The organism is Pseudomonas sp. Irchel 3A5 (assembly GCF_900187575.1).
Classification (GTDB): domain Bacteria; phylum Pseudomonadota; class Gammaproteobacteria; order Pseudomonadales; family Pseudomonadaceae; genus Aquipseudomonas; species Aquipseudomonas folii.
Map to the genome: position 1 here is coordinate 184,063 of NZ_FYDU01000005.1, position 25,444 is coordinate 209,506.

Below are 25,444 nucleotides of genomic sequence, written 5' to 3' on the forward strand. Positions count from 1 at the left end.
TGATGTGTGGACTGTGCGGCCTGCTGGGCGAAGACGTGCACTGGAGCGACCCGCTGGGCGGTGAATTGCCCCGGCGGCGTGAACGCCTGCGGCGTATCGCGGCGATCAATAAAGTGGTGGCGCCGTTTCGCCTCAAGGTTGAGGACTTTCAGGGCTCGTCTTACCTGTTGCTTGGTGCCACCGGCAAGCAGGAGCTGGCATCAGGCCTCAATCAGCTATTGGAGAAGGCCGAACTGCTGATCGGTCGACAGCTGGACCCGCTTGACCCCCTCGTGCTGGATCATTTGCAGAGGTCATCATGAGTATTGCGCTGAACGTGATTACCGGCTTCCTCGGCAGCGGCAAGACCACCTTGCTCAAGCGACTGCTGCAGGACGAAAACCTCGGTGATACAGCATTGCTGATCAATGAGTTCGGCGACGTAGGTATCGATCATCTGCTGGTGGAGGAAGTCGCGCCGGACACCGTATTGCTGCCCAGTGGCTGTGTCTGTTGCTCCATTCGCGGCGAACTGAAGGACGCGTTGCTGGGCCTGCTTGCCCGGCGCGCCAAGGGCGAGATCCCGGCGTTTCGTCGCGTGATTCTGGAAACCACTGGCCTGGCGAACCCGGCACCGATCCTCGCGACCCTGAGCAACGATCCGCAACTGCGCGGGCGTTTTCATGTGGGGCTGATTGTGACCCTGGTAGATGCCTGTCACGCCACCTTGCAGGAGCGTTTGCACCCGGAGTGGCTGGCGCAAGTGGCAGCGGCGGATCGTTTGTTACTGAGCAAGACTGATCTGGTGGATGAGCCAACGCAGACTCAGTTGCGAGCACACCTGCAAGCCCTGAATTTCTCTGCGCTCATGATGGATACCGCGCAGGTCCACAGCGGCGATCAGTTATTGCTGGGCGAAGGAGTCCTCGATGCAGAACCAGCCCAGGAGGTGGCGCGCTGGCAGTTGCATCGCGTGCAATCCACCGCGTCAAAGCATGGTGATGCGCAAGTGTGCTGCTTGAGGTTCGAGCAGCCACTGGACTGGGTCGGCTTCGGGGTCTGGCTGTCGATGATGTTACGATGCCACGGTGAACGAATCCTTCGAGTCAAAGGACTGCTCAACGTGAATGCCAGCCAAGCGCCTATCGTGATTCATGGTGTGCAGCATTGTCTGCATGCACCCGTGCACCTGTCGGCCTGGCCGGGGGACGATCACAGCTCGCGGCTGGTGTTTATCCTGCGCGGCCTTGACCCTGAGCTGTTGCGCCGTTCGTTTGATGTCTTTGCCCGCTGCTTCGCTCCGGCCATCAGCGAGACGGCAGCATGACCATCACGCTGCGCGTCCTGGGTACATCGGTCACGTTGCTTGAATCAATCCGCGAGCGTGCCGAGCAGGAACTGGGTATCTGCCTGGTGTATCAGGTGCACGACGTGCAGACCGCGCAACGCATTGCGGTGATGCAGCCCGACAGTTATGACCTTTACGATCAGTGGTTCCACAACGTCGACTTTGTGTGGCCGGCGCGTGCCATCCAGCCCATCGATACCCGGCGCATCGCTCTCTGGCATGAGATCAATGACTTGCCCAAGCGCGGCCGGTTGCGGCCCTCGGATCGGCTCGGCAGTGGCAGCGTCCCCAGCGAGCGTCTGTTCGTGCAGCATGATGGCACGCTGGGCAGTGCGGTGAGCGAGCGCATCAGTATGCTGCCGCTAACACACAATGCCGATAGTTTTGCCTATCGCCCGGAGCGCGTGCCCGCCGGGCTGGACAGTGACCATGAAAGCTGGGGCTGGCTACTTGATCCAGCCTGGGGTGGGCGTATCGCCCTGCAAAGCGATGCGGCCATTGGTGCGCTGGATGCAGCACTGGCGGTGCAGGGCGCAGGCCTGGCGCAGTTCAAAGACATCGGCAACATGAGCATTGAGGAAATCGACGTACTTGCCGATGTCTTGGTGCGCAAACAGCAGGAAGGGCATTTCGGCGCGTTCTGGTCCGATGATGAAGAGGCCGCGGAGTTGATGCTCAGCCCGACCATCGATATCCAAAGCCTTTGGTCGCCCACCCTGGTGCGGCTGCATCGAGCTGGCGTGAAGTACCGCGTTGCGGTGCCCCGTGAAGGCTATCGCGGCTGGTTCGGTGGTTTGTCGCTGTCGCGTCATGCCAAAGGTCCGGTACTCGATGCCGCCTACGCGTACCTCAACTGGTGGCTGTCCGGCTGGCCGGGCGCAGTCATGGCACGCCAGGGTTACTACATCGGCAACCCGGCACGCAGCCGCGATCACCTGAGCGCGGCAGAATGGGATTACTGGTACGAGGGCCTGCCTGCCCGTGAGCAACTGCTCGGCAGCGACGGCCTGCCTTTGATTGACGCCGGAGAAGTACGTGATGGCGGCTCCTATGAACAGCGCATGGGCCATATTGCGGTGTGGAACTCGGTGATGGATGAGCACAATTATCTGGTCAGGCGCTGGAGCGATATCTTGCGGGCAGGGAGCAAGGCTGGCGTTAAGTCGCGGTAACTACAGGGATCTTGATTCTTTGCTCGAACGAGGTGCTTGTAGGAGCCGGGCTTGCCCGCGAAGAACGGTAACGTGGTCCATCTGCCCCACCACGGCGCCAGATTCGCGGGCAAGCCTCGCTCCAACGGGTACTGCATTCCTTTGTAGGAGCCGGGCTTGCCCGCGAAGAACGATAACGCGGTCTAACTGCCAAACCTCTGTGGGATTAAGCCGGGCAACATTTTCAGGCAAGGTCGAAAATCTGACACAAAAAAGGCGGCCATCTTTCGATGGCCGCCTTTTTATTGCATCAGCTAAACATCAATCCGGCAGTTTGAACGCCATCACGTAGTCGCCTTGCTTGGTGCCCAGCGAGCCGTGACCGCCAGCAACGACGAGCACGTATTGCTTGCCGTCCTTGCCGGTGTAGGTCATCGGTGTGGTTTGCGCGCCTGCTGGCAGGCGGCCTTCCCACAGTTGCTTGCCGTTGCGAACATCGTAAGCACGCAGGTATTGATCAAGCGTACCGCTGAGGAAGGCGACGCCACCGGCGGTGGTGAACGTACCGCCCAGGCTTGGAACGCCCATGCTCAACGGGATCGGAACCGGCGAGCTGTCACGCACGGTGCCGTTTTTGTGCTTCCAGATGGTCTGATGATTGGTCAGATCCACTGCAGCCACATAACCCCACGCCGGTGCCTGGCAAGGCAGACCCAGTGGCGACAGCAACGCTTCCAGGATCACGCCGTAGGGCGCGCCTTTGTTCGGCTGTACGCCTTCGGTTTCGCTCTTGCGGCCAGGACCGCCTTCAACCTCTGCGGCAGGTACAAGTTTGGACCGGAACGCCATGTAGCTCGGGTTGACGAAGGCGATCTGGCGTACTGGATCAACCGAGATGCCGCCCCAATCGAACACGCCAAAGTTACCTGGGTAAACAATCGAGCCTTGCAGCGATGGCGGGGTGAACGGGCCATCGTAACGCAAGGACTTGAAGTCGATCCGGCACAGCGCCTGATCGAATGGCGTTACACCCCACATGTCGCGTTCTTTGAGCGGTGGCGGCATGAAGTTCAGGTCGGATTTAGGTTGAGTTGGCGAAGTGTGATCGCCCGCTACCGCACCGCCCGGGACCGGTACTTCATTAATCGGTACGATCGGCTTGCCGGTGCTGCGATCCAGCACATAGATGCTGCCCTGCTTGGTCGAAACCAGTACGGCCGGCTTGATGCCCTCAGCAGTTTTCATGTCCATCAGCGTCGGCTGGCCACCGACATCCATGTCCCACAGGTCATGGTGAGTCAGCTGCATGCTCCAGCGTACTTTGCCGGAAGCGATATCCAGAGCCACGATGCTGGCGCTGAATTGCTCGGACTCTGGAGTACGGTCACCGCCCCACTGATCCGGAGTCTGGTTGCCCATAGGCAGGTAAAGCATGCCGAGTTTTTCATCGACGGCGAACATCGACCACATGTTGGGCGAATTACGCGTGTAGGACTTGCCTTCAGCCAAAGGCGTGGTGTCATCCGGGTTGCCGCTGTCCCAGTTCCACACCAGACGGCCCGTGTGAACGTCATACGCACGGATCACGCCCGACGGCTCGTCGGTGGAAACGTTGTCGGTCACGTGGCCGCCGATCACTACAAGGTCCTTGGTCACAGCAGGTGGCGACGTGGAGTAGTAACCGCCCGCTGCGAAAGTGCCGATGTTGGCGCTCAGGTCGACCGCGCCTTTGTTGCCGAAATCCTCGCAGACTTTGCCGGTGTCGGCGTTCAGCGCGATCAGGCGGGTGTCAGCAGTCGGCAGGAAGATGCGACGCGGGCAAACATTGCTCCCGGCGGAAGCGACAGCTGGTGTTGCCGGGCTTTGCGCTGGCGCTGCGGCATAGGCGGCGTCATCGTGATAGGACACGCCACGGCAGGTCATGTGTGCCCAGCCTTTGAAGTTGGCAGCATTCTGAGTGCTGATCTTCGGATCGTAGCGCCAGATTTCCTTGCCGGTGTCCGGATCAAGCGCAATCACCTGGCTATGCGGCGTACAGACGTAAAGCATGCCGTTGACTTTGAGCGGCGTGTTCTCGGCCGTGGTTTCGCCCGGATCGTTCGGGCCTGGGATATCGCCAGTGCGATAAGTCCAGGCAGGCACCAGCTTGCTGGCGTTAGCCGGAGTGATCTGCGCCAGTGGCGAGTAGCGATCACCGAATGCAGTGCGGCCGTAGGACTGCCAGTCGCCGTCAGGCATGGCGGGTGCGGCGCTGGTGGTGCCTGCAGTTTCACGGTCCAGCTGGCCTTTGAGCTCACCAGGGTTGGTGAACTGGCTTGCCAGGGCCGTAAGGCCTGCCAGCACTACCGCAGCGGTCAGTGCGGCGATGCCTTTACCGCCAGGCTGACCCCGCAGGACCGGGCGGCGGAACCATGGCAGCAACATCACGATGCCGAGGGCAAACCACAGTGCCAGACGCGGCACGAGTTGCCACCAGTCCAGACCCACTTCCCACAATGCCCAGACGGTGCTGGCAAACAGAATCAGCGCGTACAAGCCGAAAGCCGCACGGCGTCCAGTGACAAGCAAAACACCTGTCACCGCGAAGCCAATGCCTGCCAGTACGTAATACGGCGAACCGTCTACTTGCAGCAGCTGGACGCCTAAGGCCAACAGGGCAAGGCCCATCAGCAGTATCACCAGCCCGAGCAATGTCGGTAGCAGGCGATTTTTACTCAAAGCACCGTCAGTGCTCATAGTGTGAATCTCCAAGGACAGATTTAAGTGATGAAGCTTTGTTATTCGCGCAGGACTCGTTGAAGAAAATCCTGCAATACTTTGAAACTAGTTGTTGATACGAACTAATGACAGCAGAAATCAGCCGTCGGTCAGAACGACGACTGAATTTTCAGGCCCGCCACCAGTGCGTCGTCCACTTCGTCCACGCCACCGGGGTGGCGCACGAACTGCAGATTTGGCCGCACCGTGAGCCAGTTGGTCAGGTGCACGCCGTAATACAGCTCGGCGTTGTATTCGGTGTCCTGCAGGGGCGTGAAGGCTGGATCGTTGTAGTCGTAAACAGCTGCGGCCTGATTAAGTGCGGCGGCGTTCTTGCGGTAGGCCGGGTTGACGTGAATGCGTGAGACAGCAAGGCCGATATCGTCTTTGGGACGGGCATCGAACGGGCCTTTGTAGAACGCACCGACGGCGACGTAGTTGTCGACCTTGTTGGTCTTCTTGTCATGCATCGTTCCATTGGCGAACACGCTCAAACCGCGGCTTTGATCGCCGTCGCGGCTGCTAACCTGCTGCAGGAGGTTCAACCACATGCCGTGCTTGCTTGAAGCACTGCGATACGTGCCGTCGGTGAGCGCTGCCGACTGACCATTACTGCTTTTGTAAACGTCCTGGCTGTCGGCGGTGCTGTAGTAATAACCGGCGCGATATTCACCCGGCAGACCATCGACTTTGGGCGACCAGACCAGCTCTACGGGCAAGACCGCCCCCTGGGTGCCGCTGCCGCTGAGTTTGAAGCCGTTGTCGTTTTCCAGATTCGACGGGTTTTGCTCGAACGCGCCGATCTGGGCGAAAAACTCCGGAGTAATCTGGTATTTGATGCGCATTGCCCACTGGCTGATGGGCCAGTTGTACACCGTACCGCCATCCCAGTTGCCGACCTGGGAGCCGCAGAGCGAGAGATTCTGGAAGTCGCAGGGGAAGCTGCCGAAATCCTCGCCCTGATTGAATCGACCGAGCTTGACGCTCAAGGCCTGATCAAAGAATTTCTGCTGGTACCACAGCTGTGTCAGGCGAGTCACGCTGCCACGGCCCCAGACTTCCTGGGAGGAAGACAGCGTGCCAGTGCGCGGATCGCTGACGCGGTCATTGCTGATGTTGTCGCCGTTGCGATTGTTCACCGTCAACTGGAATTCGGCATCCTGCCAGCCGAGGATCTTCTGCAGATCGAGATGAGCGCCGAGGGCGTATTGATCGCTGTAGCGCACCGCATTGTCGTGGCTGTAACCGCCGTGCAGGTTGGACCCCATCTCTGCGGTGTAATCGAGTTTGAAATCATAGCCCTGTTGCGACAGCTCGGTCCGCTTGCCTGCCCAGTCTCCCAGCATCCATGGCGAATCACTGTCAAATGCAGGTGCAGCCTGTGCACAACTGGCCAGACCAGCGACGGCAATTCCACAGAGCCTTGCGGCAAAGTTAAGGCGTGAAGGGAAGGGCAGGGCAAAAGCCAAAAAACGTCTCGGGTCGACAGACATAGGTATCGTTCTTTTGAATTATTCAGGAAAGGCATGCGGCGCTATGCCGCGGTTTTGCAATGCGAAAGCAGTTGCAAAATCGGTTCAGCTGGCAGTCCGTAATGATAGGGGGCTAACGAGTTAGTGAACAGCGATAAAATTGACATGGATCATTGCGGAGATTGCAATAGTGCGTTGAGGGCGGTCTGTTGGAGCGTGGCTTGCCCGCGAAGAACCCCTCACGCGGCATCTCGGTAACATCGAGGCAATCCATTCGCGGGCAAGCCTCGCTCCAACAGGTTCTGCGTCATTCCCCTATTGGCGCTGTGTTTCGGACAAATAGCGGAGCTTTTCGGAAGCGTCCTACACTCTCGGTAGGCTTAAGCTGACTGCCAAAACAAAGACTTCGCACGCTAAGCTCTTCCCGCTGTCTGAAGGCTCGGCTAAGGTGCGCAGCTTCCGGGAAGTGCCCCTATCCATTCAGCTTGAAGGTTTTGCATGACTACACCCCACTCCAACCCTTTGCACGGCGTAACGCTCGAACAGATCCTCAACGCACTGGTTGAGCATTACGAGTGGTCAGGCCTGGCTGAGCGCATTGATATTCGCTGCTTCAAGAGCGACCCAAGCATCAAGTCCAGTCTGACGTTTCTGCGCAAGACGCCTTGGGCCAGGGAGAAGGTCGAGGCGTTGTACGTGAAGTTGCACCGCAGCAAAGGCTGGTAATTTCGCCCGGTTCCAAGGCTGGGCTTCAAGGAAAAACGATGTACTTCCAATACATGAAAAGTGCGCAAGGACAGCGCTGTTACACGATGATTGCCGCCTGCCTCGGGTGGTCAGGACTGGCCATTCAGCTTTACCTTGTTTTCATTGCACGCTGGGCCGATGACGCCAGCCTGATAGGTGGGCTGGTGCGGTTCTTCAGTTTTTTTACCGTGTGGAGCAATACGCTGGTAGCAGTCGTACTGACCTGCGCGTTGAGTAACAGAACCTCGGCCGCGCATCGCTTCTTCCAGCACCCGGTGGTGTGCAGCGGGATTGCAGCCAGCATTGTTCTGGTCGGACTCGCTTACAACGTATTGCTTCGCCATCTCTGGCACCCGGAAGGTTGGCAGTTTGTTGCTGACGAATTACTGCATGACGTCATGCCGCTGGCGTTCCTGCTCTATTGGTGGCTGTACGTACCCAAGGGCCTCTTGCGGCTTGAGCATGTACTGCTGTGGATTCTTTATCCAGTCATCTACTTTTCCTACGTGTTGCTGCGTGGCAGCTCGATTGGCGATTACATGTACCCGTTCATCAATGTCGGCAACATCGGTTATGTGCAGGCGTTCACTAATGCGGGAGGGGTGTTGATCGGTTTTATCGTGATTGCCCTGGTGCTGCTTGGAGTGGACAGATTCAGCGCCAGACGCTGAGTCTGCAGGAGCTGGCCCGGTTTCTATTGCACCGCACAGTTTCGCGGCAAACACAGGACTTGTAGGAGCTGCCGAAGGCTGCGATCGCGGTTTATCAGCAGAAATGCTTCGCAGCCTTCGGCAGCTTCTACAGAAAAAGGATTCCAAATCAGATAGCTGTAATTTGTTCGATGAGAGCTAAGTACTGATCAGCCCTCATCACTCCCGTCCAGCCGCCAGTACCCCGCAGCCTTCACAAACTCTTCTTCCAGTCCGAACTCACCGAGCAATACCCGGCGCAGTTTGCGTGACAGCATCGATTCGGTTGCGATCCAGGCGTACAGCTTGCCTTCAGGCATTTCCAGGCGGCGGACGACATCCACCAGATCCTGTTCGCCACGGACGATCCAGATCACGTCAACCTGAGCCTGACTTTGAAAAACCTGCTGCTCGCCTGGGTCTGCAACCTCGACAACGACCAGCGCGCTGCGATTGGCCGGTAACTCTTCAAGGCGTCGGGCGATAGCAGGCAGAGCGGTTTCATCACCGATGAGCAGATAACTGTCAAAGATATCCGGCACGATCATCGAACCGCGCGGCCCTGCGATATTCAGGAACTGACCCGGTTGAGCTTGCGCTGCCCAGGTTGCTGCGGGCCCTTCGCCGTGCAGTACGAAATCGATATCCAGTTCGCCACTGATCGCATCGTAACGGCGCGGTGTGTAATCACGCATCACCGGTTTTGGTCCGTCGCTTGGGGAGCCCGGAACGAAGTTATCCAGCGCTGCCTGTTCTTCAGGTGTGGTGGCGAACATCAATTTCACATGGTCATCGGGTCCCAGGCTGATGAAGCCGGTCAGGTCAGGGCCATGCAAGGTAATCCGGCGCATTTTAGGGGTAATGTCCGTCACTCGCAGCACTTCAAGCCTGCGGCGTTTGATCTCATGGCTGACGCGATGAATGGATTGCTGTGAATTCATACCGGCTTCTCCGATTGGATAGGGGGGCCATCAACGATGGCTTTGGCGGTGTTGTTGAGCAGGTCGCGAACCCGGAGGATTTCTTCGGGGCTCCAGCGACCGTGGTGCAGTTGCAAGGCGTGGCGAAGGTTGTGCACGGCCTCATGGATTTCCGCAGGACGATCATGACCGCGCAACGAGCGCTTGCTGACGTCGATACGCATCTTCACGCCATCCAGGGCGACTTTTTGTTCAGCCAATGAGGCGCGACCGGCACCGGTGACGGCGTAATGTTTTTTACCGCCCTGGGCATCGCCTTCGATCAGCTCGCTTTCTTCGAGGAAGGTCAGGGTCGGGTAGATCACCCCGGGGCTTGGGCTATAGGCACCGTCAAACATGCCTTCAATCTGACGGATCAGGTCATAGCCATGGCAGGGCTGCTCGGCAATCAATGCCAGCAGCAGCAGTTTCAGATCGCCCGGCGCGAACACCCGAGGTCCGCGTCCACCGCGTTCCCGGCCAGGTCGTTTCTCAAAACCATCTCGTCCATCGCCATGCTCGCGATGCGAAGGACGGTGGTCGTTGTCGTGAGGGTCATCACGCATCTCTTCATCTCCCGTTACAAGTTAGATATACCTTAAGATATATCTTAATGATTGCGCAAGGGATAAAGACGAACGGTTCTCGTTTGTGGTTTGAGAAAATTTATCAAAATGGTTGTAGGAGCAACGAGCAACGCGGTGCTGGGTAGGAGGTAACTTTTTGCCAATAGGGTTTGGCGCGATGGTCCTGCTCTGACGCCCCTCGCGAACAAGTTCGCTCCTACCGTGTGGCGCGGGCTGGGTAGGAGGTAACTTGTTGCCGAGAGGATTTGATGCGGTGGTGCCGGTTTGACGCCTCTCGCGAACAAGTTCGCTCCTACCGTGTGGCGCGGGCTGGGTAGGAGGTAACTTGTTGCCGAGAGGGTTAAACGCGGTGGTGCCGGCCTGACGCCCCTCGAGAGCAAGTTCGCTCCTACCGTGTGGCACGCGTTGGGTAGGAGGTAACTTGTTGCCGAGAGGGTTAAACGCGGTGGTGCCGGTTTGACGCCCCTCGCGAACAAGTTCGCTACAGTTGCGTTCTGATGGTCGGCTGGCAGAGCGTATGACCACCAGGCTCCAGATACGGGTTCAGAATCGGCGCCATGCCCTTTAGCACTTGCACGGGCAGCGCTGACGTGAAGCGGAATCCTTCTGCTGCCCGGCCCGGCACGAATGCGGTCAGGGTGCCGAAGTGGTTATCGCCCAGATAGAACACGAAAGTGGCTGTCCGGTTGATCGCTCGTGAACTCAGGACGCGTCCGCCCGCACCGATACTTTCGATACGGTTGTCGCCGGTGCCGGTCTTGCCGCCCATGGCGAGGATAGCGCCGTCCTGCAATTTGAAACTGCCATGCACCCGCTTGGCGGTTCCCCCGTCGACCACTTGCGACAGCGCATCGCGCATGGCGGCGGCAACTTCGGAAGGCAACACGCGCTGGCCCAGTTCCGGGTTATTGGCGAGTCGGGTTTCATAGGGCGTATCGGCAGCAAAATGCAGGCTGTCGATGCGCAAAGTGGGTAACCGGATGCCGTCGTTCTGGATGATGCCGATCAACTCGGCTAGCGCGGCGGGGCGGTCTCCGGAACTGCCGATGGCGGTGGCCAGCGACGGCACCAGATGATCAAACGGATAGCCGACACGTTGCCAGCGCTGATGAATATCAAGAAACGCCTCGACCTCCATCATTGTCCGGATCCGGCTGTCCCGTGCACTCTTGTGGCGACTTTTGAACAGCCAGCCGTACACTTCCTGACGCTCATGCCGGCTGGCAGCAACAGCGTCCTTGAACTGCGCATCCGGGTGTTGCAGCAAGTAACCCACTAACCACAGATCCAGCGGATGCGCCTTGGCGATATAGCCCTGATCCGGCAGGTTGTACTTGCCCGGCCCGTAGCTTTCATAGAGATCGGCCAGTCGCTTCTCGGTCAGCTTCGGTCCAACCTTGTCTTCGGCCATGTGCGCACGGATGAAGGTGTTGAAGTTGGCCTGATTGGCACCCGGCAACAGATAACGATGCACCGCCGCCAGCCTGATCGGCGTGGCATTGATGCCGTCCAGGAATGTATCGAGTCGCTCCTGGGTGGTTTTGTCCTTGTAACGTTTCCAGAACCGCAGCAGGAATACCGACCCTTCACGGTCAGCGAAGCGACTCAGGTATTCCTGACGGCGTGGGTCATCGTCATCCTTGAGCAGCTCGGCGCTATTGTTTGGCCCTTGATAAGTGCTGTAACGCACGACATCACGCATCAGTCGAATGAAAGGCAGGTTGATCGACTCGCGCAGCGATTCACGCAGGGTTGGCAAGCGACTGTCGTCTTCTTTGCGGAAGTTGTTGAAGTGGTGCATGCCACCACCGGTGAAAAAGCTTTCTGCCGGGCTGGCCGAGTAGCGCCGGTCCAGCGCCGCCGAGAGCATTCTGGACAGGTCCCGATCCTTATTCTGTATCAGGTAATCCAGCGCCCAGCGGGTCAGGCGGTCCTGATCTGCCACCGGCTCCTTGCCCAGTGCGCTGACGCTTTGCGCGGCGTAACGATCATGCAGTTCGGCAATGATCTCCAGGTAGGTCGTCATCACCCGCATTTTTGCGGTGGAGCCCAGTTCCAGCTTACTGCCTTCATTGATATCGAAAGGCTGATCGGTACTGTCCGTCTGCACCCTTACCCGTGATCCATCCGGGCCGCGCTCGAACAACGTGAAACTGTAGCGCACCTGGGTGGTACTGGCGGGGGTTAGCAATCGCTCTCCCAGCAGCCCGACTTGCGCAGCAAAAGCCGGGTCCGCCAGATTTTTCAGGTACTCACTGACGCTGTTTTGCAGTTCGCTTTGCAGGGTGCTGGTGGCCGAAAGATCAAGGCGATCAAGGTCGTACAGCGGACGATTTAGCAGCGCCGACAATCGACTGCGGGCAACACTGATGCCTTTATTGGTCTCGATGGGCTGGATGGTCGGCTGCTCCGCCCAGTTGCGGTAACTCAACGTCGCTTCCAGCGCGGCATCGGCCAACGCGCTACTGATCACCTGATTTTGTGCCAGCAGGCGAATGTGGCTGTCAGTCAGCTCCGCCAGTTCCGCACGACCTTTCGCCAGATAGTGCGAAGGTCGACGTTGGGCGATGACCAGCGACAGCACTTCTCGTAATGCCAGTCCCTGAGCGGCAATGCTTTGCGGGTCACTGGCAGGGGACGCCAGCAACTGATTGGTCTTCACGAAATCAGCGCCGTACCAGACTCGCAACCCTTCAGCCATACCGTGCACTTCACCATGCCCCGGCACAGCCGACAGCGGCACACTGTTCAGGTAATCACGAACGACGCGTTGACGTGCTTCAAGCGTTTGCTGGCCAGGTTGATAGGCGCGCACGCTGGCGGAAATCATCTGCCGAAGCTTTTCCGAACCCGACAGCGTGAGGCCGTCAGGGGAGTGCCGATACTTTTCAAGTTGGGTGGCCAGCGTACTGCCCCCTGCCGATTGCCCCGGCAAGCCGAGCAGCTTCGCTACTTGAGAAAACGCCGCTTTGGCAAAACGCGGCCAGTCCACTGCCGGGTTTGCCATTGGCTGTTGTGGATCAAGCAGATCGCGGTTCTCGATGAACAGCAGGCTGTGCACCAGCAGTGGCGGGATCGCGGCAAAGCTTGGGTAGAATTGCTGCGGGTAACGGAATTGATAGACGTCGACACCACGGCAATCAGTGATCGACAGTCCAGCCTGGATTTTCTCTTCATAAGGTACGAAGAAGCCACGTTTGGCGTAGTCCAGCAAGTCGGGGGAAAACCGTACCTGTTCGGTAACCAAATAGTCGCGTTTGAGCAGGCGCGGCAAAAATTCATTCAGTGATGAGTAGCCCAGGCGCTTGTCGAAGGGGCCTTCGCCGGGGTAGAGCATCGAATCGCTGGGACCTGTATGCATCGAATAGCTCAGATTCGCCGCAAAGCGGCTGAACTCAAGCGCCTGCAAGCGCGAACTGCGTGACTCGATCACCATCGCCACGGCCAGCGCGCCAATCCCCAGGAGCAGCAAAACCCAGATCACGCGCCACACATAGCTTTTGCGGCGTGGGGGTTTTGGCATGGGTGCTCGGTCGCGACTGTCTGCGGTAATCACAGTCTCTTTGGTATCTGCATGCCTTAAAACGCCCATTTCGATTGGCCCGGTTAAACCTGTTAATCGCACCTGACTCAAGCTTAGTCGCTGACCGGGATTGCGGGAAAAATTGTCTAGGGCTGTAGGACGCTTCCTGAGCAGCGGCGGGCTGCTTACCAATCCATGGCGTGCTCAGGCCGCAGGTCCATCAGCGGCTCAACAGGTGTATCGGCAAGACCAGGGATTTGATAAACCCCGAGCGCCATGAATTTTCGAAGCGCCCGTGTGTGCTCATCCTAAAACGTTTAATGCGTCGATAATCAGTTGGATTTGTAAGTTGAGTCGATGTTTTATGTAGGAAAAGCCCTCAAGTATAAGAGTCAAGTAGGACGGTTCTGATTTTGGTAGTTGAATATTGACTCGTATTTTAAACGGTGATTACGTCCGGTTTGTCAGTTGCATAAGCGTCTGGCTAAAACTTTTAATAATTATCAGGATGTCAGAGATGAACAAGAATAAAAGGTTGGGGGTGGCGCAGTTGTGCGTGCCTTTATTTGTGATGTCTTCGCTAGGATTTTATGCTCGGGCCGAAATTAATGGTGTTGAGCAAAATGTAGCCCAAGTTGAGACGGCGATGGCGGCCGTGTCGTTGACAGAACCTGATACATCCAGTTGTCAGAGCACGCTAGATCAGATTAACGAACCAAAGGGCTTTCTTGAAAGCAAATCCGACGTCCGTTGCTATGTTTTTACTTCAATTCGTGGGCAGAAAGTTTTGCTTGCAGCTATAGCTGAGGAGCCTGAACCGTCTTGGCAGGTCGAATATTATGATGGTGTGTGGAAGACAAAAAATAACACGAGTGCGCTCGATCTACCTGGTTTGAAGCCTGGAGATCAAGTAGTCATGAGGGTTTCCTACAAACAAGACAAACCTTACCAGCGGACGGAATACAAAGTGGCCTTTGGATCATACCCGGTCCTCAAGGATTCTTCACTGAACGCTCCACCTGTCAGGAACCGTGTTCCTGTCGCCGACTCTGGATGGGTAGCTGGTTTGCAAACTCATGGTACGTTAACGTTGGAAGCAACATTTACTGATACCACAGGGATTCCATTGAAAGGCGCGTCAGCCAGTTTGCCGATTTATCTAAACCTGAAGTCTAAAGACCCAGAACTGACGCAGTCCGCGCTGTCCGACGAGCGTGGAATCGCCACCGCGACATTCACGCTTAACAAATGTTACGGCGGAGAACTGGCCGCTCAGCGCAATGATGCTGGTGGAACCCATCATTGGGTGTCTACATACAATGTCGGACGTTGGTTTGTATTCGACAAGCTTATTGGCACAGAGAGTAAAAAAATTGAAATGAACAAGATGGCCGGATTTGCTCATATCTGCACCCAGACTCTGAACAGAGGTAGAATCTAACTATTTCAAGCTGTGAGGGGCAGATAGTACATCTGCCCCTTTTTTTCGCATCAGACTTCTACGTCGATCCTGTTTCGATTATTTGTATGGGCGCGATCATTTTCCTTTGGTTGTCCGAAAATATTAAGCTTTCCCGTGGTGTCTGCGAGCAGCGCGGCGTAATTTACCAAAGCGCTGAAATGTTTGTAGGAGAAGGGTTCCTCTTCTTCAGGACGTTTTAAAAAGCTTACATAGCTAATGATCGTCTCGGCGTGAGCCATGATGAGCTCTCTGAGTGGTTCATAGTCCTGCATGGCCTCTGTCAGGTATGCAGTTTCGAGGTCACTTAATAAGTCAGAATTTAAAACCTTGACCTTTCCACTTGCATCGACTGTGAAGTCAAAGGGTGTAGCTGATAGCGCCGGGAAGTCTTTGGCAATTTTCTGTCTGAAGTTTTGCAGTTCAACGCTGATGTTCTCTATCAGGCTGCTGGCATTAGAAGCTAATATATCCATTTGGTCACTGCGACATCCCCAGCAGCACTCATCCTTCTTAAGGGGAGCCCATCCTCTGTCGAGTGGGTCTGTTTCTCGTGTAAATACGATATCTCTAAATATAGGCCCCACCATAAACGGGTTGCAATTCAATATCTTCAGTGTGGTGTTCTCGCTTTCGTCGGAGGATATTAATCTTGTATAACTAATCGCAGATGTTGCCAGGACTTGCTCCACCTTAGGCTGATCAATTGCTGAAAGCTTCAAAGGGGTCGACACAATAGAATTGATGTTCACGAGTATTCCCTCTCCGTGTTGTAGGTCACCCTCGGTGTAACGGCCATGTCCGAAAAAAATTGGCCTGATAATGTTGTGGGAAACTTCCGAGAGGGTCTCTTTTTGAGATGCTGTTCTCAACTCGCGACCGTATTTTTAAGTTTTGGTCGGTCGACGCGAAAGCGTTGAGTAAGTCATGAGTTCTCTGGTGTTCGGCGTAAGAAATGATACGTGTTATTTGTAGGGGATGTATTACAAATTAAATTAAAAGTAGGAAGCGTCTGATTTTTAAACAGACTTGTTGACTCGTATTTAAAGCAGTGATTACGTCCGGTTTGTCAGTGCTTAGACCACTGGCATAACGAATTAAAACTATTGAGTCTATTTAGGAGTTTCAGATGCGTAAAAATAAAAAGCTGCTTTTGGGTATGGTTGTGTCCGCTGTTATTTCGGCGGGGCCTCATTCTGCTTGGGCACAAACCGTCCCAGAGGGCAGTGCGACACAAACCGCCACCGCGCCGGTAATGGAAGAGCCGGTATTCAATGTGTTGACGGATAAGGTTCACACTCTTGGCACGCGCTTAAACAGCGCTGTCTCCGAGCACTACTACGGTTTTACCGCTGTGAGAGGTCAGGATGTAATACTGAACCTGCAGAGTCAGCAACATATCAAGGTCGAACGGCATGTAGATGGGGCATGGACGTTGATCACCGTTAAAGGTATCAGTGTCCTCAAAAACCTGAAGCCGGGTGAAGAGATCATCATCAGGGTGACACATAATCAGGCTGCGGCTTTTAATGGTGGGCAATATTCCCTGATATTCGGCTCCTATCCGGTGTTGAAGGATTTTGATCTAAAGCCCGAGGAGAATGTGTTACGGATTCCATATGGTTATAGCGACCCTGCATGGCTGCCCGGTCAAGCGCACAAGGAGGCCACAGTAGTCGCCCAGTTTACTGATACAACGGGTGCGCCGTTGGAAGGAGGCATTGTTAGCTTTGGGCTCAAGCTTGACGGTGGCTACAGAGAAAATATAAAGGGAACCCTGATGTCAGATAGCGAAGGCAAAGCGATGGGGCTCTTGCAGATTGGGCTATGCCAAGGCGGGACTCAAGCTAGAGATTTTGTGAATTACAGTCAGGGCTACAATAATACATGGAGGACTCATTACCAAATTGGTCATTATGTTTTTCAGAATTGGCAGGCGGGGGAATCCGCTTCCGAAAAATATAAATTTGGACATATCTGTCATCAGCGTCTGATTAGCAGTAAACGATCCTGAGTCTAAGGTAAAGCGGCCTGTCATGTATCCTGGCAGGCCGTTTTTCTCAGCTATGCATAGGTGTCGAGCAAGGGGGCTGCGCGTTTTTCCGCGTTCTCTAAAATCTGCCTAGTAAAGAAACTATCGAGAGATGTCCCCATGCTTCCCCATTTTTTATTAAGGATATCTCCATAATCGATAGTGTTCTGAAAGTTCTCACTGTTAAGGTTAAATCTCCCACCAAATCTTTGGGTATCTTTTTCTACCAGTTGGATCAATAGTTTGGAATGCTTGTAGACGTGGTGCTTGATGTCCTTGAATGTATTGATTTCCTCAGTTAGCCAGGATTTATCAGCTTCGCCCAATTTCCCTGAGTCCAATATTTTTATTTTCGAGTTCTCATCCAGCGTGAATCCGAATCCTGCTGAAGCGATGTCAGGGCGCAGGTCTTTAAGGCGTTCGTTAAACTCAGCGTACTGTCGGCGAATGTCGAGTAGTCCGAGTGAAGCGTCAAGGATCAAGCAAACCAGTTCTAAAAAATCATCTTTGCACTCCGTCGAGACGTGCTCAAGTAAATTTTCGGTTTGCAGAGGCTCTGCCTTATATTTTTGGTGATCTATGACTTTGCTCTGCGCTGTGTTTTTCATGTGCCTGGCGGAGTGTTCTTGCGCGTTGATGATCGAAGCGGGTGGTTGAAGATGGTTGAGTCTCATTGCGGAGTTGATATTCACGAATGCGTCCTTTCAGTAGTTTTACCTTTCTTTAACGGCCAAGTGAGTAAAAACCTGGACTGAGAAGGTTGTAGGAAACTTCTTGGAGGGGGTTACAGTGAGAAGCTGTTCTCAGATTGACCTTGCCTCCAGCCCATCGATAGCGACATATAGACTGCAAAACTGTTGAGAGAAAAACTCCCGTCCCACCAGACGGCGGGCAGCTTAGTTTCGCTATGCGTACGTATTGATTCGCGGTTCTGACCTCATCGGAGCATGGCTCTTTACCAAATCTAAGGCTCTTTTATAAAAATCATGTTGAGATATATTGAGGATGTCTTTGTAATCAATGACCGATTGGAAATTGTGCCTGTTCAGGTTGTACTTGCCACCAAAGTTCTTGGTGTGATCCACTACCGCCATCAGCGCTTTGGAGTGAGCGTGAACGGTATTCCTGAAGTCTTTGAATTTGTTGATTTCGTCGGTTAACCACAGTTTGTCCGCTTCACTCAATGGCTGTCGTCCGTCAAGTATCTTTATGTTCGCGTTTTCGTCGAGGGTGAAGCTGTAGTTTGACGAGGCAATATCGGGCCGTAGGTCTTTGATGTGTTCGGAGAATTCTTCGAATGCAGAGTTTATTTTGGTTAGTTTTCCGGATGATTCAGAGACTATGCCAAGTAAATAGATTCCATCCTTACACATTTCCATAATCGGGTCGTCAAAGCTGAGCTTTAGCCATGGGGCTTCCTCATAGACGTAATGCTCAATGTCTTCAACCTTCTCGGGGGCTTTTTCGCCTGGGGCCAAGACGGCTTTCTCTACGCTATTGGTCTTGCCTTCCACCAGGGTGTCCACTTGTGTGGTGGGCCTCATTTCTTTGACTTTGCCTGGCACCCATGAACAAAGGTTGCTGACGATCCCTGCAGAATTAATATTCACGATTGCTTCCTCTCAATTGTCTTACCCTTTCTTTAACGACAAAGGGAGTAGAAACTTGCCCTGATTAGTTTGTAGGAAATTTCCGGAGTAGATTATTTTGATACGCCGTTCTCATAAATGAGTTTTTGTTTGTGGTGCCGCTTCCTGAGAGTTGCACTTTTTATTGTCAGAAAAAGCGCCGGCCTCAAGCTTTACCCGGCGGGTAGCCTTTTACGCTATGCGTACGTATTGATCCGCGGTTCTGATCTTATCGGTGCATGGCTCTGCACCATACTTAAAGATCTTTCATAGAAGTCATGGTGGGACGTGTTAAGAATGTCCTTGTAGTCAATGACTGATTGAAAGTTATATCTGTTCAAATTGTATTTTCCACCAAAATCTTTTGTGTGATCTACGAGCGCCATCAGTGTTTTAGAGTGGGCGTGAACAGTATTTCTAAAATTTTTGAATTTATTGATTTCGTCGGTCAGCCAGACTTTGTTCGCGTCACTTAATGGCTGTTGTCCGTCAAGTATCTTTATGTTCGCGTTTTCGTCCAGGGTGAAGCTGTAGTTTGTTGAAGCAATATCGGGCCGGAGGTTTTTGAGGCGCTCGGAGAATTCTTTGAATGCAGAGTTTATTTTTTCGGTTTGTCCAATGGATTCCAGTGTTATATCGATTAGATATAATGATTTTTTAGACATTTCCATCAGTGGATCATCAAAGCTGAGCTTTAGCCAAGGCGCTTCTTCATAGACGTAATGCTCAATTTCTTCAACCTTCTCGGGCGCTTTTACGCCTGTGGCCAAGACGGATTTCTCCACGCTATCGGTCTTGCCCGCCACCAGGGTGTCCACTTCTGTGGTGGGCTTTTCAATAGCCTTGACCTTGCCAGGCACCACCGAATAAAGGTTGCTGACTTTGACTGCAGAATTGATTTCCAAAATGACTTCCTCTTGAGTTTCCCTACCTCTTTCTTAGCGGCCAATGAAGGAAAAACTTGGCCTGATAAGGTCGTAGGAAACTTCTGAGAGGAGGTCTTATTGTGACGCTGGTCTCAAACCGCGACCGCATTTGCGGGTTTTGGTCGGCCGAGGCGTTTGTTGAGGTCGAGCCAGGCGGCCATGAGCATCATTAGCACCAAGCCGAGGAGTGCGGTGCAGACTTGCATTGGCCAGGTGTCACCAGCCAGCGCGTTGACCATGTCGGCCATTGGCGCTAACAGCACGCCCAGGCAGAAGATTTCCAGCGAGTAGCGACCCATTCGGCATGCTTGTCGCGCAGGCCAGCTCTGCACCCATGTGTTGTGTGCGGGTAACAGTTTGGCGACGCAATACGCCAAGGCCAGAAAGTGCAGCAAACGCAGCGGACCCAGATCGGTCTTGTTGATCGGGTAAAGCCCATCGGCAACGAACTGCGGCATCAGAGCCGGGTGTAGTAACGGGAATTTCCACGAGAACGCCATGACTGCTGCAACTAACAGATACATCGCAGAGATCATGAACAGGGGTTGTCTGGTCAGAGGCCGCGGTTCGATATCGGTCGAGGGTTTCGCTTCGGAAGTCAGTGCGCAGGCACCGCCAAGTACGAACAGTAACTGCCAGGCCACTGGGTTGAAGTACCAGACACCACCGCCTTCATAAGCCGAAATATTCCAGCCCAGCAGCGGCACCATCAGATACAGCCCAATCGACAAGCCTACCGTCAGGGTCAGGTTGCGCAGCATCATTGGCAGGATCAGCGGCAATGCCAATAACAACAGGATGTACAGCGGTAGCGGGTCGGTCAGATTGGGTTTGAAGCGCAGCAGCAATTGATCGGCCAGAGCCTGCTGCGGGTCAGCGACAAAATGTTGCAGGCCCATTTCCTGAATCATGTCGCGGGTTTCTACGTAATTATTGGCAACGAAAACGATGCCCATCAACAGCGTCAGCAAAAAGATATGCACCACATAAAGCACCCAGGTGCGACGCAGAATTCGTACGGTAGAAACAACAAAGCCGTCCCGCCGGGCAATACGGCCGTAGGCAAGGATAGCCGCGTAACCCGCCAGGAAGACGAAAATTTCCGCAGCGTCACTGAAGCCGAAGTTGCGTACGGTCAGTTGAGCAAGGGGGTTGTCAGGCACGTGATCCCAGAAAATGAAGATCAGCGCCAGGCCCCGAAAGAAGTCGATGCGCAGGTCGCGTCCGTTAGCCATAACGGTAGGCTCTTTAATGTCATAAGGGATAAAGATCAGCCGCAAGGGCTCTAGGTTCCGCGCCGCCGGTCAATCAGGGTGTTCTGGCAGGTTTGGCGGCGCGGCAGGGTGGAGGATTTTCAAGGCAAATGCAAAGGCAGGCTAATTACAGAATGTCTCGACACGCTCGGGCGATTTCGTTGGGGTCTCCGACTATTGGTCATACGCTATTCAAGAGCGTGTCCTTTACTTAGGGTGTCATCCAGGTGTGCTGTCGGTTGGCAGGGAAGCCGGTACATGATGTGAAGCCAGGGTGATGCCCGCATGACACCTGATCTAAGAGGATTTTCACGCTATCTGTTGATAGGCATCTGCAACACTGTCATCCATTGGACGGTGTTTCTTATCTTGTGCCTGGGTTGGTTCGCCCCTCAATCTTTGGGCAATCTGGTCGGCTTTGTTGTAGCTGCTTCTTTCTCGTTTTACGCCAATGCTATTTATACCTTCAGCGCACGACTGTCATGGTCGGGCTATCTGCTTTTCATGTCCTTCATGGGGGCGATGAGTTTTATCGTTGGCCATATATCGGATGGGCAAGAGACACCTCTGCTGGTGACGCTTGTTGTTTCTTCAGCGCTTAGCCTGAGCCTTGGCTATTGCTGTTCCAGGTATTTGATTTTCAGGAGGCCCTCTTGAAAATCTCTTTGATAGCGCCGGTTTTTAACGAAGCGCTGGCTATTCCGCTGTTTTACCAGGCAGTCAGGCAGGAGCCTTTATTGCAGGGGAGTGTTCTGCAGATTGTTTTTATCAATGATGGCAGCACTGATCAAACTGAGCAGGTGGTTCGGGGGCTCATTGCTGATGACAACGAGGTGCTGCTGATTAATCTGTCCCGCAACTTTGGCAAGGAGGCTGCTTTGTTGGCGGGGCTGGAGTACTCCAGTGGTGATGCAGTCATTCCGATTGATGTCGATTTGCAAGACCCGATTAGTGTCATTCCACGGATGATCAGTGAGTGGCAAAAAGGCGCTGATGTGGTCTTGGCCCGACGCCAGGACCGCTCGGTTGACAGCCGTTTGAAACGATACGCAGCCGCTTTTTTTTATCGGGTCATGAATGTCATTGGCAGTACACGGATCGAAGCAAACGTGGGTGACTTCCGTTTGATGGATCGCAAAGTCGTGGACGTTATAAAAGCACTGCCAGAGCATGAATTGTTTATGAAGGGATTACTCTCCTGGGCGGGTTTTCATACCGTGATTGTGGACTACGATCGAGCCAGTAGGGTCGCCGGGCAGACCAAATTCAACACCCGAAAGCTTTGGCATTTGGCATTGGATGGCATTACTTCTTTCAGCACCGTACCGCTACGAATCTGGACTTATATAGGCTGCTCGCTTTCGCTGTTTGCGGTGTGCTACGGGATTTTTCGTACGGTGGACCGGTTGGTGATGGGTCACGATATCCCGGACTATTCACCGCTGATGGCGGCGCTGCTGTTTTTCAGTGGTATTCAACTTATCGGAATTGGTGTTTTAGGTGAGTATGTGGGACGCATATACATGGAGGCCAAACACAGGCCGCGTTATGTGGTGGGAAGCACCGTGGGGATTCAGTCAAATTTACTTGGCGATTCGTGAAGACAGTCAAGAGTACCTTGAGATAATGAGTTTCTGGAAAATGATAACGCACCGTTTTGATGGAGAAGAATGGATATAGCTTTAAAGGCACTGTCCAACAAAAGGAGAGCACTATGCAACCTGCTTCTCGCTTAGCCTTGCTAGGCACTATCATTCAGACTTATCAAATTCTGCCCATTGTAGTGCTTGCAGCTGCAGTTCGTTCATACGGTATCATCAATTCATCTATTTGGTTTGATGAAGCTTACAGTGTGTTGGTAAGTGAAACGACGCCCTCCTTGATCTGGTTTCATAGTGCGCAAGATGTTCATCCTCCCCTTTACTATTTTTTACTTCACTTCTGGATGAGATTTTTTGGCGATAGCGTATTCTCAGTTCGCGTGATGAGTGCGTTGATTGGTACTCTGACAGTTCCTATCAGTGTGTGGCTTGTGGGGATGATTGCTTCCAGGCGAGCTGCCATTCTTGCAGGATTTCTATCGGCTTTATTACCGATTGCTGTTAGATACAGTCAAGAGGCGCGGATGTATGCGTTGCTGGCTCTGTGCTGTGTAGCCGCGACGTTGGCACTGGTCTACTGGGTAAAAAACCCAACGCATCACCGGTATTTATTCGTCTATACGCTGCTCATGGCGGCAGGTTTTTACACGCATTATTTTGCGGGGCCTTGCCTGTTTGCCCATTGGGTATATCTGTTGTTCATTCACGATAACGGTCAGCTGTTTGTCAGGAAGCAAGCATGGTGGATGAGTAATCTTGCGATCGCGGTGCTTTACCTCCCGTGGATCCCTTCGTTGATTGCACAATTGGGCCATACCAACGCGATTGGCTGGATTCCGCAGGTCAGTTTCTCCTCCGTTATTTCAATGATCTGGGAATTCCTAGCGCTTGAATCCGGTCCGAGCCGACCGTTTGTGGCCTATGTAGGTGCGCCGCTCATCGCCACCGTCACAACGGTGACGCTGCTGAAATCAGACCTCCGCGACCACAGGTTTAATCTTCTAATGGTTCTGTACACATTTACTCCCATCTTGCTGATGGCCTTGGTGTCACTAAAATTACCACTGTTCTGGACGCGTTATTTTGTGTTTTCCGCGATGGGGTTGCCTTTGTTGATAGCACTTGTGCTCGATAAGTTGATGGAGCGCTATTTTCGGCTCGGAATTGTCTGCCTGATTACGCTTGTCATGGTAGAAGCATGTGGTCTTTACAGTGTCTATACGGGTGTACACAGGCTTAATAATCCCTATCAATCCGAGGAGGCCGGCACTGATAAGGTCATGAATTATCTGAACGAGCATTGGGCCTCGGGCGATAGGGTCCTGGTGTATGGTCGGTACCTCTATTTAGGGGCTACCTATTACAACCGGACACCCACCACACTGTTGCTTTACACACCCGGCCAAGCCTTGGAAGGACGCCCTGACAAGCGGGGGCCAGGCTCCCTTTGGAGCCAGGACGCTGACGCTTTATACATCGATAGCTACGCATTGATCCCCGTTGATACGCAACGCGTTTGGCTTGTCTATGAAACCAATCGACACAAACTCGATGTTCCTGCCCATTGGCGTTCCATCAGTCATGTTGCTTTTGGTGATACTCAGCTATGGCTATATTCACTTGAACCCGTGTCGCCTCGCTAAGTCTCAGCAGCAAAATCGAGGTCGTCAGGGAATCGCATTAGGCTCAAAACTATCAGCCCGCGCCATCTGCCACATCGTTGAATAGAAACTGCCGTCCACCTCTCCAGTCAACAATTGCCCCGGCTCAAGGAACACATGAGACTGTGAAAACAGTTTGATTTCGGTGGCCGACATGCGGCGCACCAGATGCTTAGCCTCTAACTGCGAAGGGTGATCCAGACCAGCGGCTGCGAGCATTTCGGCCAGACCTTTGAGCGTATTGCGATGGAAGTTGAACACCCGCTCGGCTTTGTCCGGTACCACCAGTGCGCGCTGGCGCAGCGCATCTTGAGTCGCGACTCCGGTGGGGCATTTGTTGGTGTGGCAGCTTTGCGACTGAATGCAGCCGATGGCGAACATGAAGCCTCGTGCGGAGTTGGCCCAGTCTGCGCCGATGGCCAATACGCTGGCGATATCGAAGGCGCTGACGATCTTGCCGCTGGCACCCAGTTTGATCTTGTCTCGCAGGTTAAGGCCCACCAGGGTGTTGTGCACGAACAACAAGCCTTCGCGCATCGGGACGCCCATATGGTCGGTGAACTCCACCGGCGCGGCACCCGTTCCGCCTTCGGTACCATCAACCACAATAAAATCCGGGAGGATGCCGGTATCCAGCATGGCTTTGGCGATGCCCATGAATTCCCACGGATGACCCAGACAGAACTTGAAGCCGACGGGTTTGCCTCCCGACAGCTCACGCAATTGTGCGATGAACTGCATCAGTTCAAAGGGGGTCGAGAACGCGCTGTGACGTGACGGCGAGACGCAGTCTTCGCCCATCAGGATGCCACGTGTTTCGGCGATTTCCTTGGTGACCTTATGTTTCGGCAAGATGCCGCCGTGGCCCGGCTTGGCACCCTGGCTCAACTTGATTTCTATCATCCGGACTTGCGGATCCTGTGCTTGCGCGGCGAAGCGCTGCGGATCGAAACGGCCATCTGCCGTCCTGCAACCGAAATAGCCACTGCCCAACTCCCAGGTGAGATCACCGCCGTATTCCCGGTGATAAGGGCTGATGCTGCCTTCGCCGGTGTCATGGGCAAAATTGCCAAGCTTGGCGCCTTTGTTTAGCGCACGAATGGCATTGGCACTCAGCGAACCAAAGCTCATCGCCGAAATATTGAATATGGAGGCCGAGTACGGCTGCGTGCATTGCGGGCCGCCGACGATGACACGGAACGCGTTCGGATCGCTCAGCGGGGCTGGGCGCATGGAGTGGCTGATGAACTCGAAGCCGGTCTGGTAGACATCGATCAACGTGCCGAAAGGCTTGTCCGCTGATTCGTTCTTGGCTCGGGAATACACCAGCGAGCGTTGTGCCCGTGAGAAGGGCAGAGCGTCGCTGTCGGACTCCAGCAAGTACTGACGGATCTCCGGGCGGATGGCTTCTACGGCGTAGCGAATGTTGCCGAGAATCGGGTAGTTGCGCCGTACCGAATGAGGCGACTGCAGCAAATCGATAATCCCTACGAGCGATAGCAAGGCAGTCAGCAGTGTGAAAGGCCACAACCATTCGTGATGCCAGAATGGCAAGCTGAGCAGGGTAAAAAGCACACAACCAACGAAGAAGGCGTAACGACTGAGAATCGACAGACTCATACGGTTTCCTGGGGCTAAGGACGGTGGTTTTTCGATCTGATTTTTGTGTGGT

General features: G+C 54.2%; 21 protein-coding genes. 10 read left to right on the plus strand and 11 right to left on the minus strand.

Features of this window, described 5'->3' with window-relative positions; all coding sequences use genetic code 11:
• Positions 1 to 2: 2 nt before the first annotated feature.
• Genes CKW31_RS09900 through CKW31_RS09910 form a run of 3 tightly spaced genes read left to right on the plus strand, consistent with a single transcriptional unit; the run spans position 3 to position 2,499 of the window.
• Positions 3 to 302 carry a hypothetical protein gene (locus CKW31_RS09900; protein WP_095094156.1) on the plus strand — a complete coding sequence of 100 codons (300 nt, stop codon included), beginning with the start codon at positions 3 to 5 and terminating at the stop codon, positions 300 to 302.
• A complete protein-coding gene (locus tag CKW31_RS09905) occupies positions 299 to 1,306 on the plus strand; it encodes a GTP-binding protein (RefSeq protein ID WP_095094157.1) in 1,008 nt (335 codons plus the stop codon). The genes CKW31_RS09900 and CKW31_RS09905 overlap by 4 nt, the downstream gene beginning before the upstream one ends.
• Entirely contained in the window at positions 1,303 to 2,499 is a 1,197-nt protein-coding gene (locus CKW31_RS09910) for a PotD/PotF family extracellular solute-binding protein (RefSeq protein ID WP_095094158.1), read from the plus strand. The genes CKW31_RS09905 and CKW31_RS09910 overlap by 4 nt, the downstream gene beginning before the upstream one ends.
• A 300-nt stretch (positions 2,500 to 2,799) precedes the next feature.
• Here the strand turns inward: CKW31_RS09910 and CKW31_RS09915 are convergent, their stop codons facing one another.
• Positions 2,800 to 5,214: a glucose/quinate/shikimate family membrane-bound PQQ-dependent dehydrogenase gene (locus tag CKW31_RS09915; protein ID WP_095094159.1), complete on the minus strand. Its 2,415-nt coding sequence runs from the start codon at positions 5,212 to 5,214 to the stop codon at positions 2,800 to 2,802.
• A gap of 131 nt (positions 5,215 to 5,345) precedes the next feature.
• A complete protein-coding gene (locus CKW31_RS09920; RefSeq protein WP_095094160.1) occupies positions 5,346 to 6,728 on the minus strand; it encodes a carbohydrate porin in 1,383 nt (460 codons plus the stop codon).
• Positions 6,729 to 7,205: 477 nt separating this feature from the next.
• Here CKW31_RS09920 and CKW31_RS09925 point away from each other — a divergent pair, with 477 nt between their 5' ends.
• On the plus strand, positions 7,206 to 7,433 hold the full coding sequence (locus CKW31_RS09925; protein ID WP_087264664.1) for a VF530 family DNA-binding protein: 228 nt from the start codon (positions 7,206 to 7,208) through the stop codon (positions 7,431 to 7,433).
• Between the two features lie 38 nt (positions 7,434 to 7,471).
• Positions 7,472 to 8,125 (plus strand): Pr6Pr family membrane protein, encoded by a 654-nt coding sequence (locus CKW31_RS09930; RefSeq protein ID WP_095094161.1) that lies wholly within the window; start codon positions 7,472 to 7,474, stop codon positions 8,123 to 8,125.
• A gap of 188 nt (positions 8,126 to 8,313) precedes the next feature.
• On the opposite strand, the gene CKW31_RS09935 is transcribed toward CKW31_RS09930, so the two are convergent.
• The 3 genes from CKW31_RS09935 to CKW31_RS09945 all read right to left on the minus strand — a co-directional run bounded on the left by CKW31_RS09935 (position 8,314) and on the right by CKW31_RS09945 (position 13,281).
• On the minus strand, positions 8,314 to 9,084 hold the full coding sequence (locus CKW31_RS09935; RefSeq protein ID WP_095094162.1) for a siderophore-interacting protein: 771 nt from the start codon (positions 9,082 to 9,084) through the stop codon (positions 8,314 to 8,316).
• Positions 9,081 to 9,668 carry a PadR family transcriptional regulator gene (locus tag CKW31_RS09940; protein WP_095094163.1) on the minus strand — a complete coding sequence of 196 codons (588 nt, stop codon included), beginning with the start codon at positions 9,666 to 9,668 and terminating at the stop codon, positions 9,081 to 9,083. The genes CKW31_RS09935 and CKW31_RS09940 overlap by 4 nt, the downstream gene beginning before the upstream one ends.
• A gap of 502 nt (positions 9,669 to 10,170) precedes the next feature.
• Positions 10,171 to 13,281 carry a biosynthetic peptidoglycan transglycosylase gene (locus CKW31_RS09945; RefSeq protein WP_095094164.1) on the minus strand — a complete coding sequence of 1,037 codons (3,111 nt, stop codon included), beginning with the start codon at positions 13,279 to 13,281 and terminating at the stop codon, positions 10,171 to 10,173.
• A gap of 448 nt (positions 13,282 to 13,729) precedes the next feature.
• Between CKW31_RS09945 and CKW31_RS09950 the strand changes: the two genes are divergently transcribed.
• Positions 13,730 to 14,653 carry a hypothetical protein gene (locus tag CKW31_RS09950; protein ID WP_095094165.1) on the plus strand — a complete coding sequence of 308 codons (924 nt, stop codon included), beginning with the start codon at positions 13,730 to 13,732 and terminating at the stop codon, positions 14,651 to 14,653.
• A 50-nt stretch (positions 14,654 to 14,703) separates the two neighbouring features.
• On the opposite strand, the gene CKW31_RS09955 is transcribed toward CKW31_RS09950, so the two are convergent.
• The gene (locus tag CKW31_RS09955) at positions 14,704 to 15,423 is read right to left on the minus strand and encodes a hypothetical protein (protein ID WP_095094166.1); all 720 of its coding nucleotides are present in this window, start codon (positions 15,421 to 15,423) and stop codon (positions 14,704 to 14,706) included.
• A 377-nt stretch (positions 15,424 to 15,800) separates the two neighbouring features.
• Between CKW31_RS09955 and CKW31_RS09960 the strand changes: the two genes are divergently transcribed.
• Positions 15,801 to 16,685, plus strand: a complete 885-nt coding sequence (locus CKW31_RS09960; protein WP_095094167.1) for a hypothetical protein — start codon at positions 15,801 to 15,803, stop codon at positions 16,683 to 16,685.
• A gap of 50 nt (positions 16,686 to 16,735) precedes the next feature.
• On the opposite strand, the gene CKW31_RS09965 is transcribed toward CKW31_RS09960, so the two are convergent.
• From CKW31_RS09965 to CKW31_RS09980, 4 genes are all read right to left on the minus strand, one after another.
• Positions 16,736 to 17,395: a hypothetical protein gene (locus CKW31_RS09965; protein WP_095094168.1), complete on the minus strand. Its 660-nt coding sequence runs from the start codon at positions 17,393 to 17,395 to the stop codon at positions 16,736 to 16,738.
• Positions 17,396 to 17,608: 213 nt separating this feature from the next.
• Positions 17,609 to 18,313 carry a hypothetical protein gene (locus CKW31_RS09970; protein ID WP_141230137.1) on the minus strand — a complete coding sequence of 235 codons (705 nt, stop codon included), beginning with the start codon at positions 18,311 to 18,313 and terminating at the stop codon, positions 17,609 to 17,611.
• A 215-nt stretch (positions 18,314 to 18,528) separates the two neighbouring features.
• The gene (locus CKW31_RS09975) at positions 18,529 to 19,236 is read right to left on the minus strand and encodes a hypothetical protein (protein WP_095094170.1); all 708 of its coding nucleotides are present in this window, start codon (positions 19,234 to 19,236) and stop codon (positions 18,529 to 18,531) included.
• A gap of 113 nt (positions 19,237 to 19,349) precedes the next feature.
• On the minus strand, positions 19,350 to 20,492 hold the full coding sequence (locus tag CKW31_RS09980; RefSeq protein ID WP_095094171.1) for an OpgC domain-containing protein: 1,143 nt from the start codon (positions 20,490 to 20,492) through the stop codon (positions 19,350 to 19,352).
• Positions 20,493 to 20,795: 303 nt separating this feature from the next.
• Here CKW31_RS09980 and CKW31_RS09985 point away from each other — a divergent pair, with 303 nt between their 5' ends.
• From CKW31_RS09985 to CKW31_RS09995, 3 genes are all read left to right on the plus strand, one after another.
• Positions 20,796 to 21,167, plus strand: a complete 372-nt coding sequence (locus CKW31_RS09985; protein ID WP_095094172.1) for a GtrA family protein — start codon at positions 20,796 to 20,798, stop codon at positions 21,165 to 21,167.
• Positions 21,164 to 22,111, plus strand: coding sequence for a glycosyltransferase family 2 protein (locus CKW31_RS09990; protein ID WP_095094173.1), 948 nt, complete (start codon positions 21,164 to 21,166; stop codon positions 22,109 to 22,111). The genes CKW31_RS09985 and CKW31_RS09990 overlap by 4 nt, the downstream gene beginning before the upstream one ends.
• A 113-nt stretch (positions 22,112 to 22,224) precedes the next feature.
• Positions 22,225 to 23,754, plus strand: a complete 1,530-nt coding sequence (locus CKW31_RS09995) for a glycosyltransferase family 39 protein (RefSeq protein WP_176469849.1) — start codon at positions 22,225 to 22,227, stop codon at positions 23,752 to 23,754.
• A 24-nt stretch (positions 23,755 to 23,778) separates the two neighbouring features.
• Here the strand turns inward: CKW31_RS09995 and CKW31_RS10000 are convergent, their stop codons facing one another.
• Complete coding sequence (locus CKW31_RS10000) at positions 23,779 to 25,392, minus strand: FMN-binding glutamate synthase family protein (protein WP_095094175.1); 1,614 nt, start codon at positions 25,390 to 25,392, stop codon at positions 23,779 to 23,781.
• Positions 25,393 to 25,444 lie beyond the last annotated feature (52 nt).

Coding starts and splice junctions, on each gene's coding strand:
- CKW31_RS09900 (WP_095094156.1), top strand. CDS start 3: ATGTGTGGACTGTGCGGCCTGCTGGGCGAAGACGTGCACTGGAGCGAC.
- CKW31_RS09985 (WP_095094172.1), top strand. CDS start 20,796: ATGACACCTGATCTAAGAGGATTTTCACGCTATCTGTTGATAGGCATC.
- CKW31_RS09960 (WP_095094167.1), top strand. CDS start 15,801: ATGCGTAAAAATAAAAAGCTGCTTTTGGGTATGGTTGTGTCCGCTGTT.
- CKW31_RS10000 (WP_095094175.1), bottom strand. CDS start 25,392: ATGAGTCTGTCGATTCTCAGTCGTTACGCCTTCTTCGTTGGTTGTGTG.
- CKW31_RS09935 (WP_095094162.1), bottom strand. CDS start 9,084: ATGAATTCACAGCAATCCATTCATCGCGTCAGCCATGAGATCAAACGC.
- CKW31_RS09980 (WP_095094171.1), bottom strand. CDS start 20,492: ATGGCTAACGGACGCGACCTGCGCATCGACTTCTTTCGGGGCCTGGCG.
- CKW31_RS09930 (WP_095094161.1), top strand. CDS start 7,472: ATGTACTTCCAATACATGAAAAGTGCGCAAGGACAGCGCTGTTACACG.
- CKW31_RS09995 (WP_176469849.1), top strand. CDS start 22,225: ATGCAACCTGCTTCTCGCTTAGCCTTGCTAGGCACTATCATTCAGACT.
- CKW31_RS09950 (WP_095094165.1), top strand. CDS start 13,730: ATGAACAAGAATAAAAGGTTGGGGGTGGCGCAGTTGTGCGTGCCTTTA.
- CKW31_RS09910 (WP_095094158.1), top strand. CDS start 1,303: ATGACCATCACGCTGCGCGTCCTGGGTACATCGGTCACGTTGCTTGAA.
- CKW31_RS09945 (WP_095094164.1), bottom strand. CDS start 13,281: ATGGGCGTTTTAAGGCATGCAGATACCAAAGAGACTGTGATTACCGCA.
- CKW31_RS09905 (WP_095094157.1), top strand. CDS start 299: ATGAGTATTGCGCTGAACGTGATTACCGGCTTCCTCGGCAGCGGCAAG.
- CKW31_RS09940 (WP_095094163.1), bottom strand. CDS start 9,668: ATGCGTGATGACCCTCACGACAACGACCACCGTCCTTCGCATCGCGAG.
- CKW31_RS09915 (WP_095094159.1), bottom strand. CDS start 5,214: ATGAGCACTGACGGTGCTTTGAGTAAAAATCGCCTGCTACCGACATTG.
- CKW31_RS09925 (WP_087264664.1), top strand. CDS start 7,206: ATGACTACACCCCACTCCAACCCTTTGCACGGCGTAACGCTCGAACAG.
- CKW31_RS09920 (WP_095094160.1), bottom strand. CDS start 6,728: ATGTCTGTCGACCCGAGACGTTTTTTGGCTTTTGCCCTGCCCTTCCCT.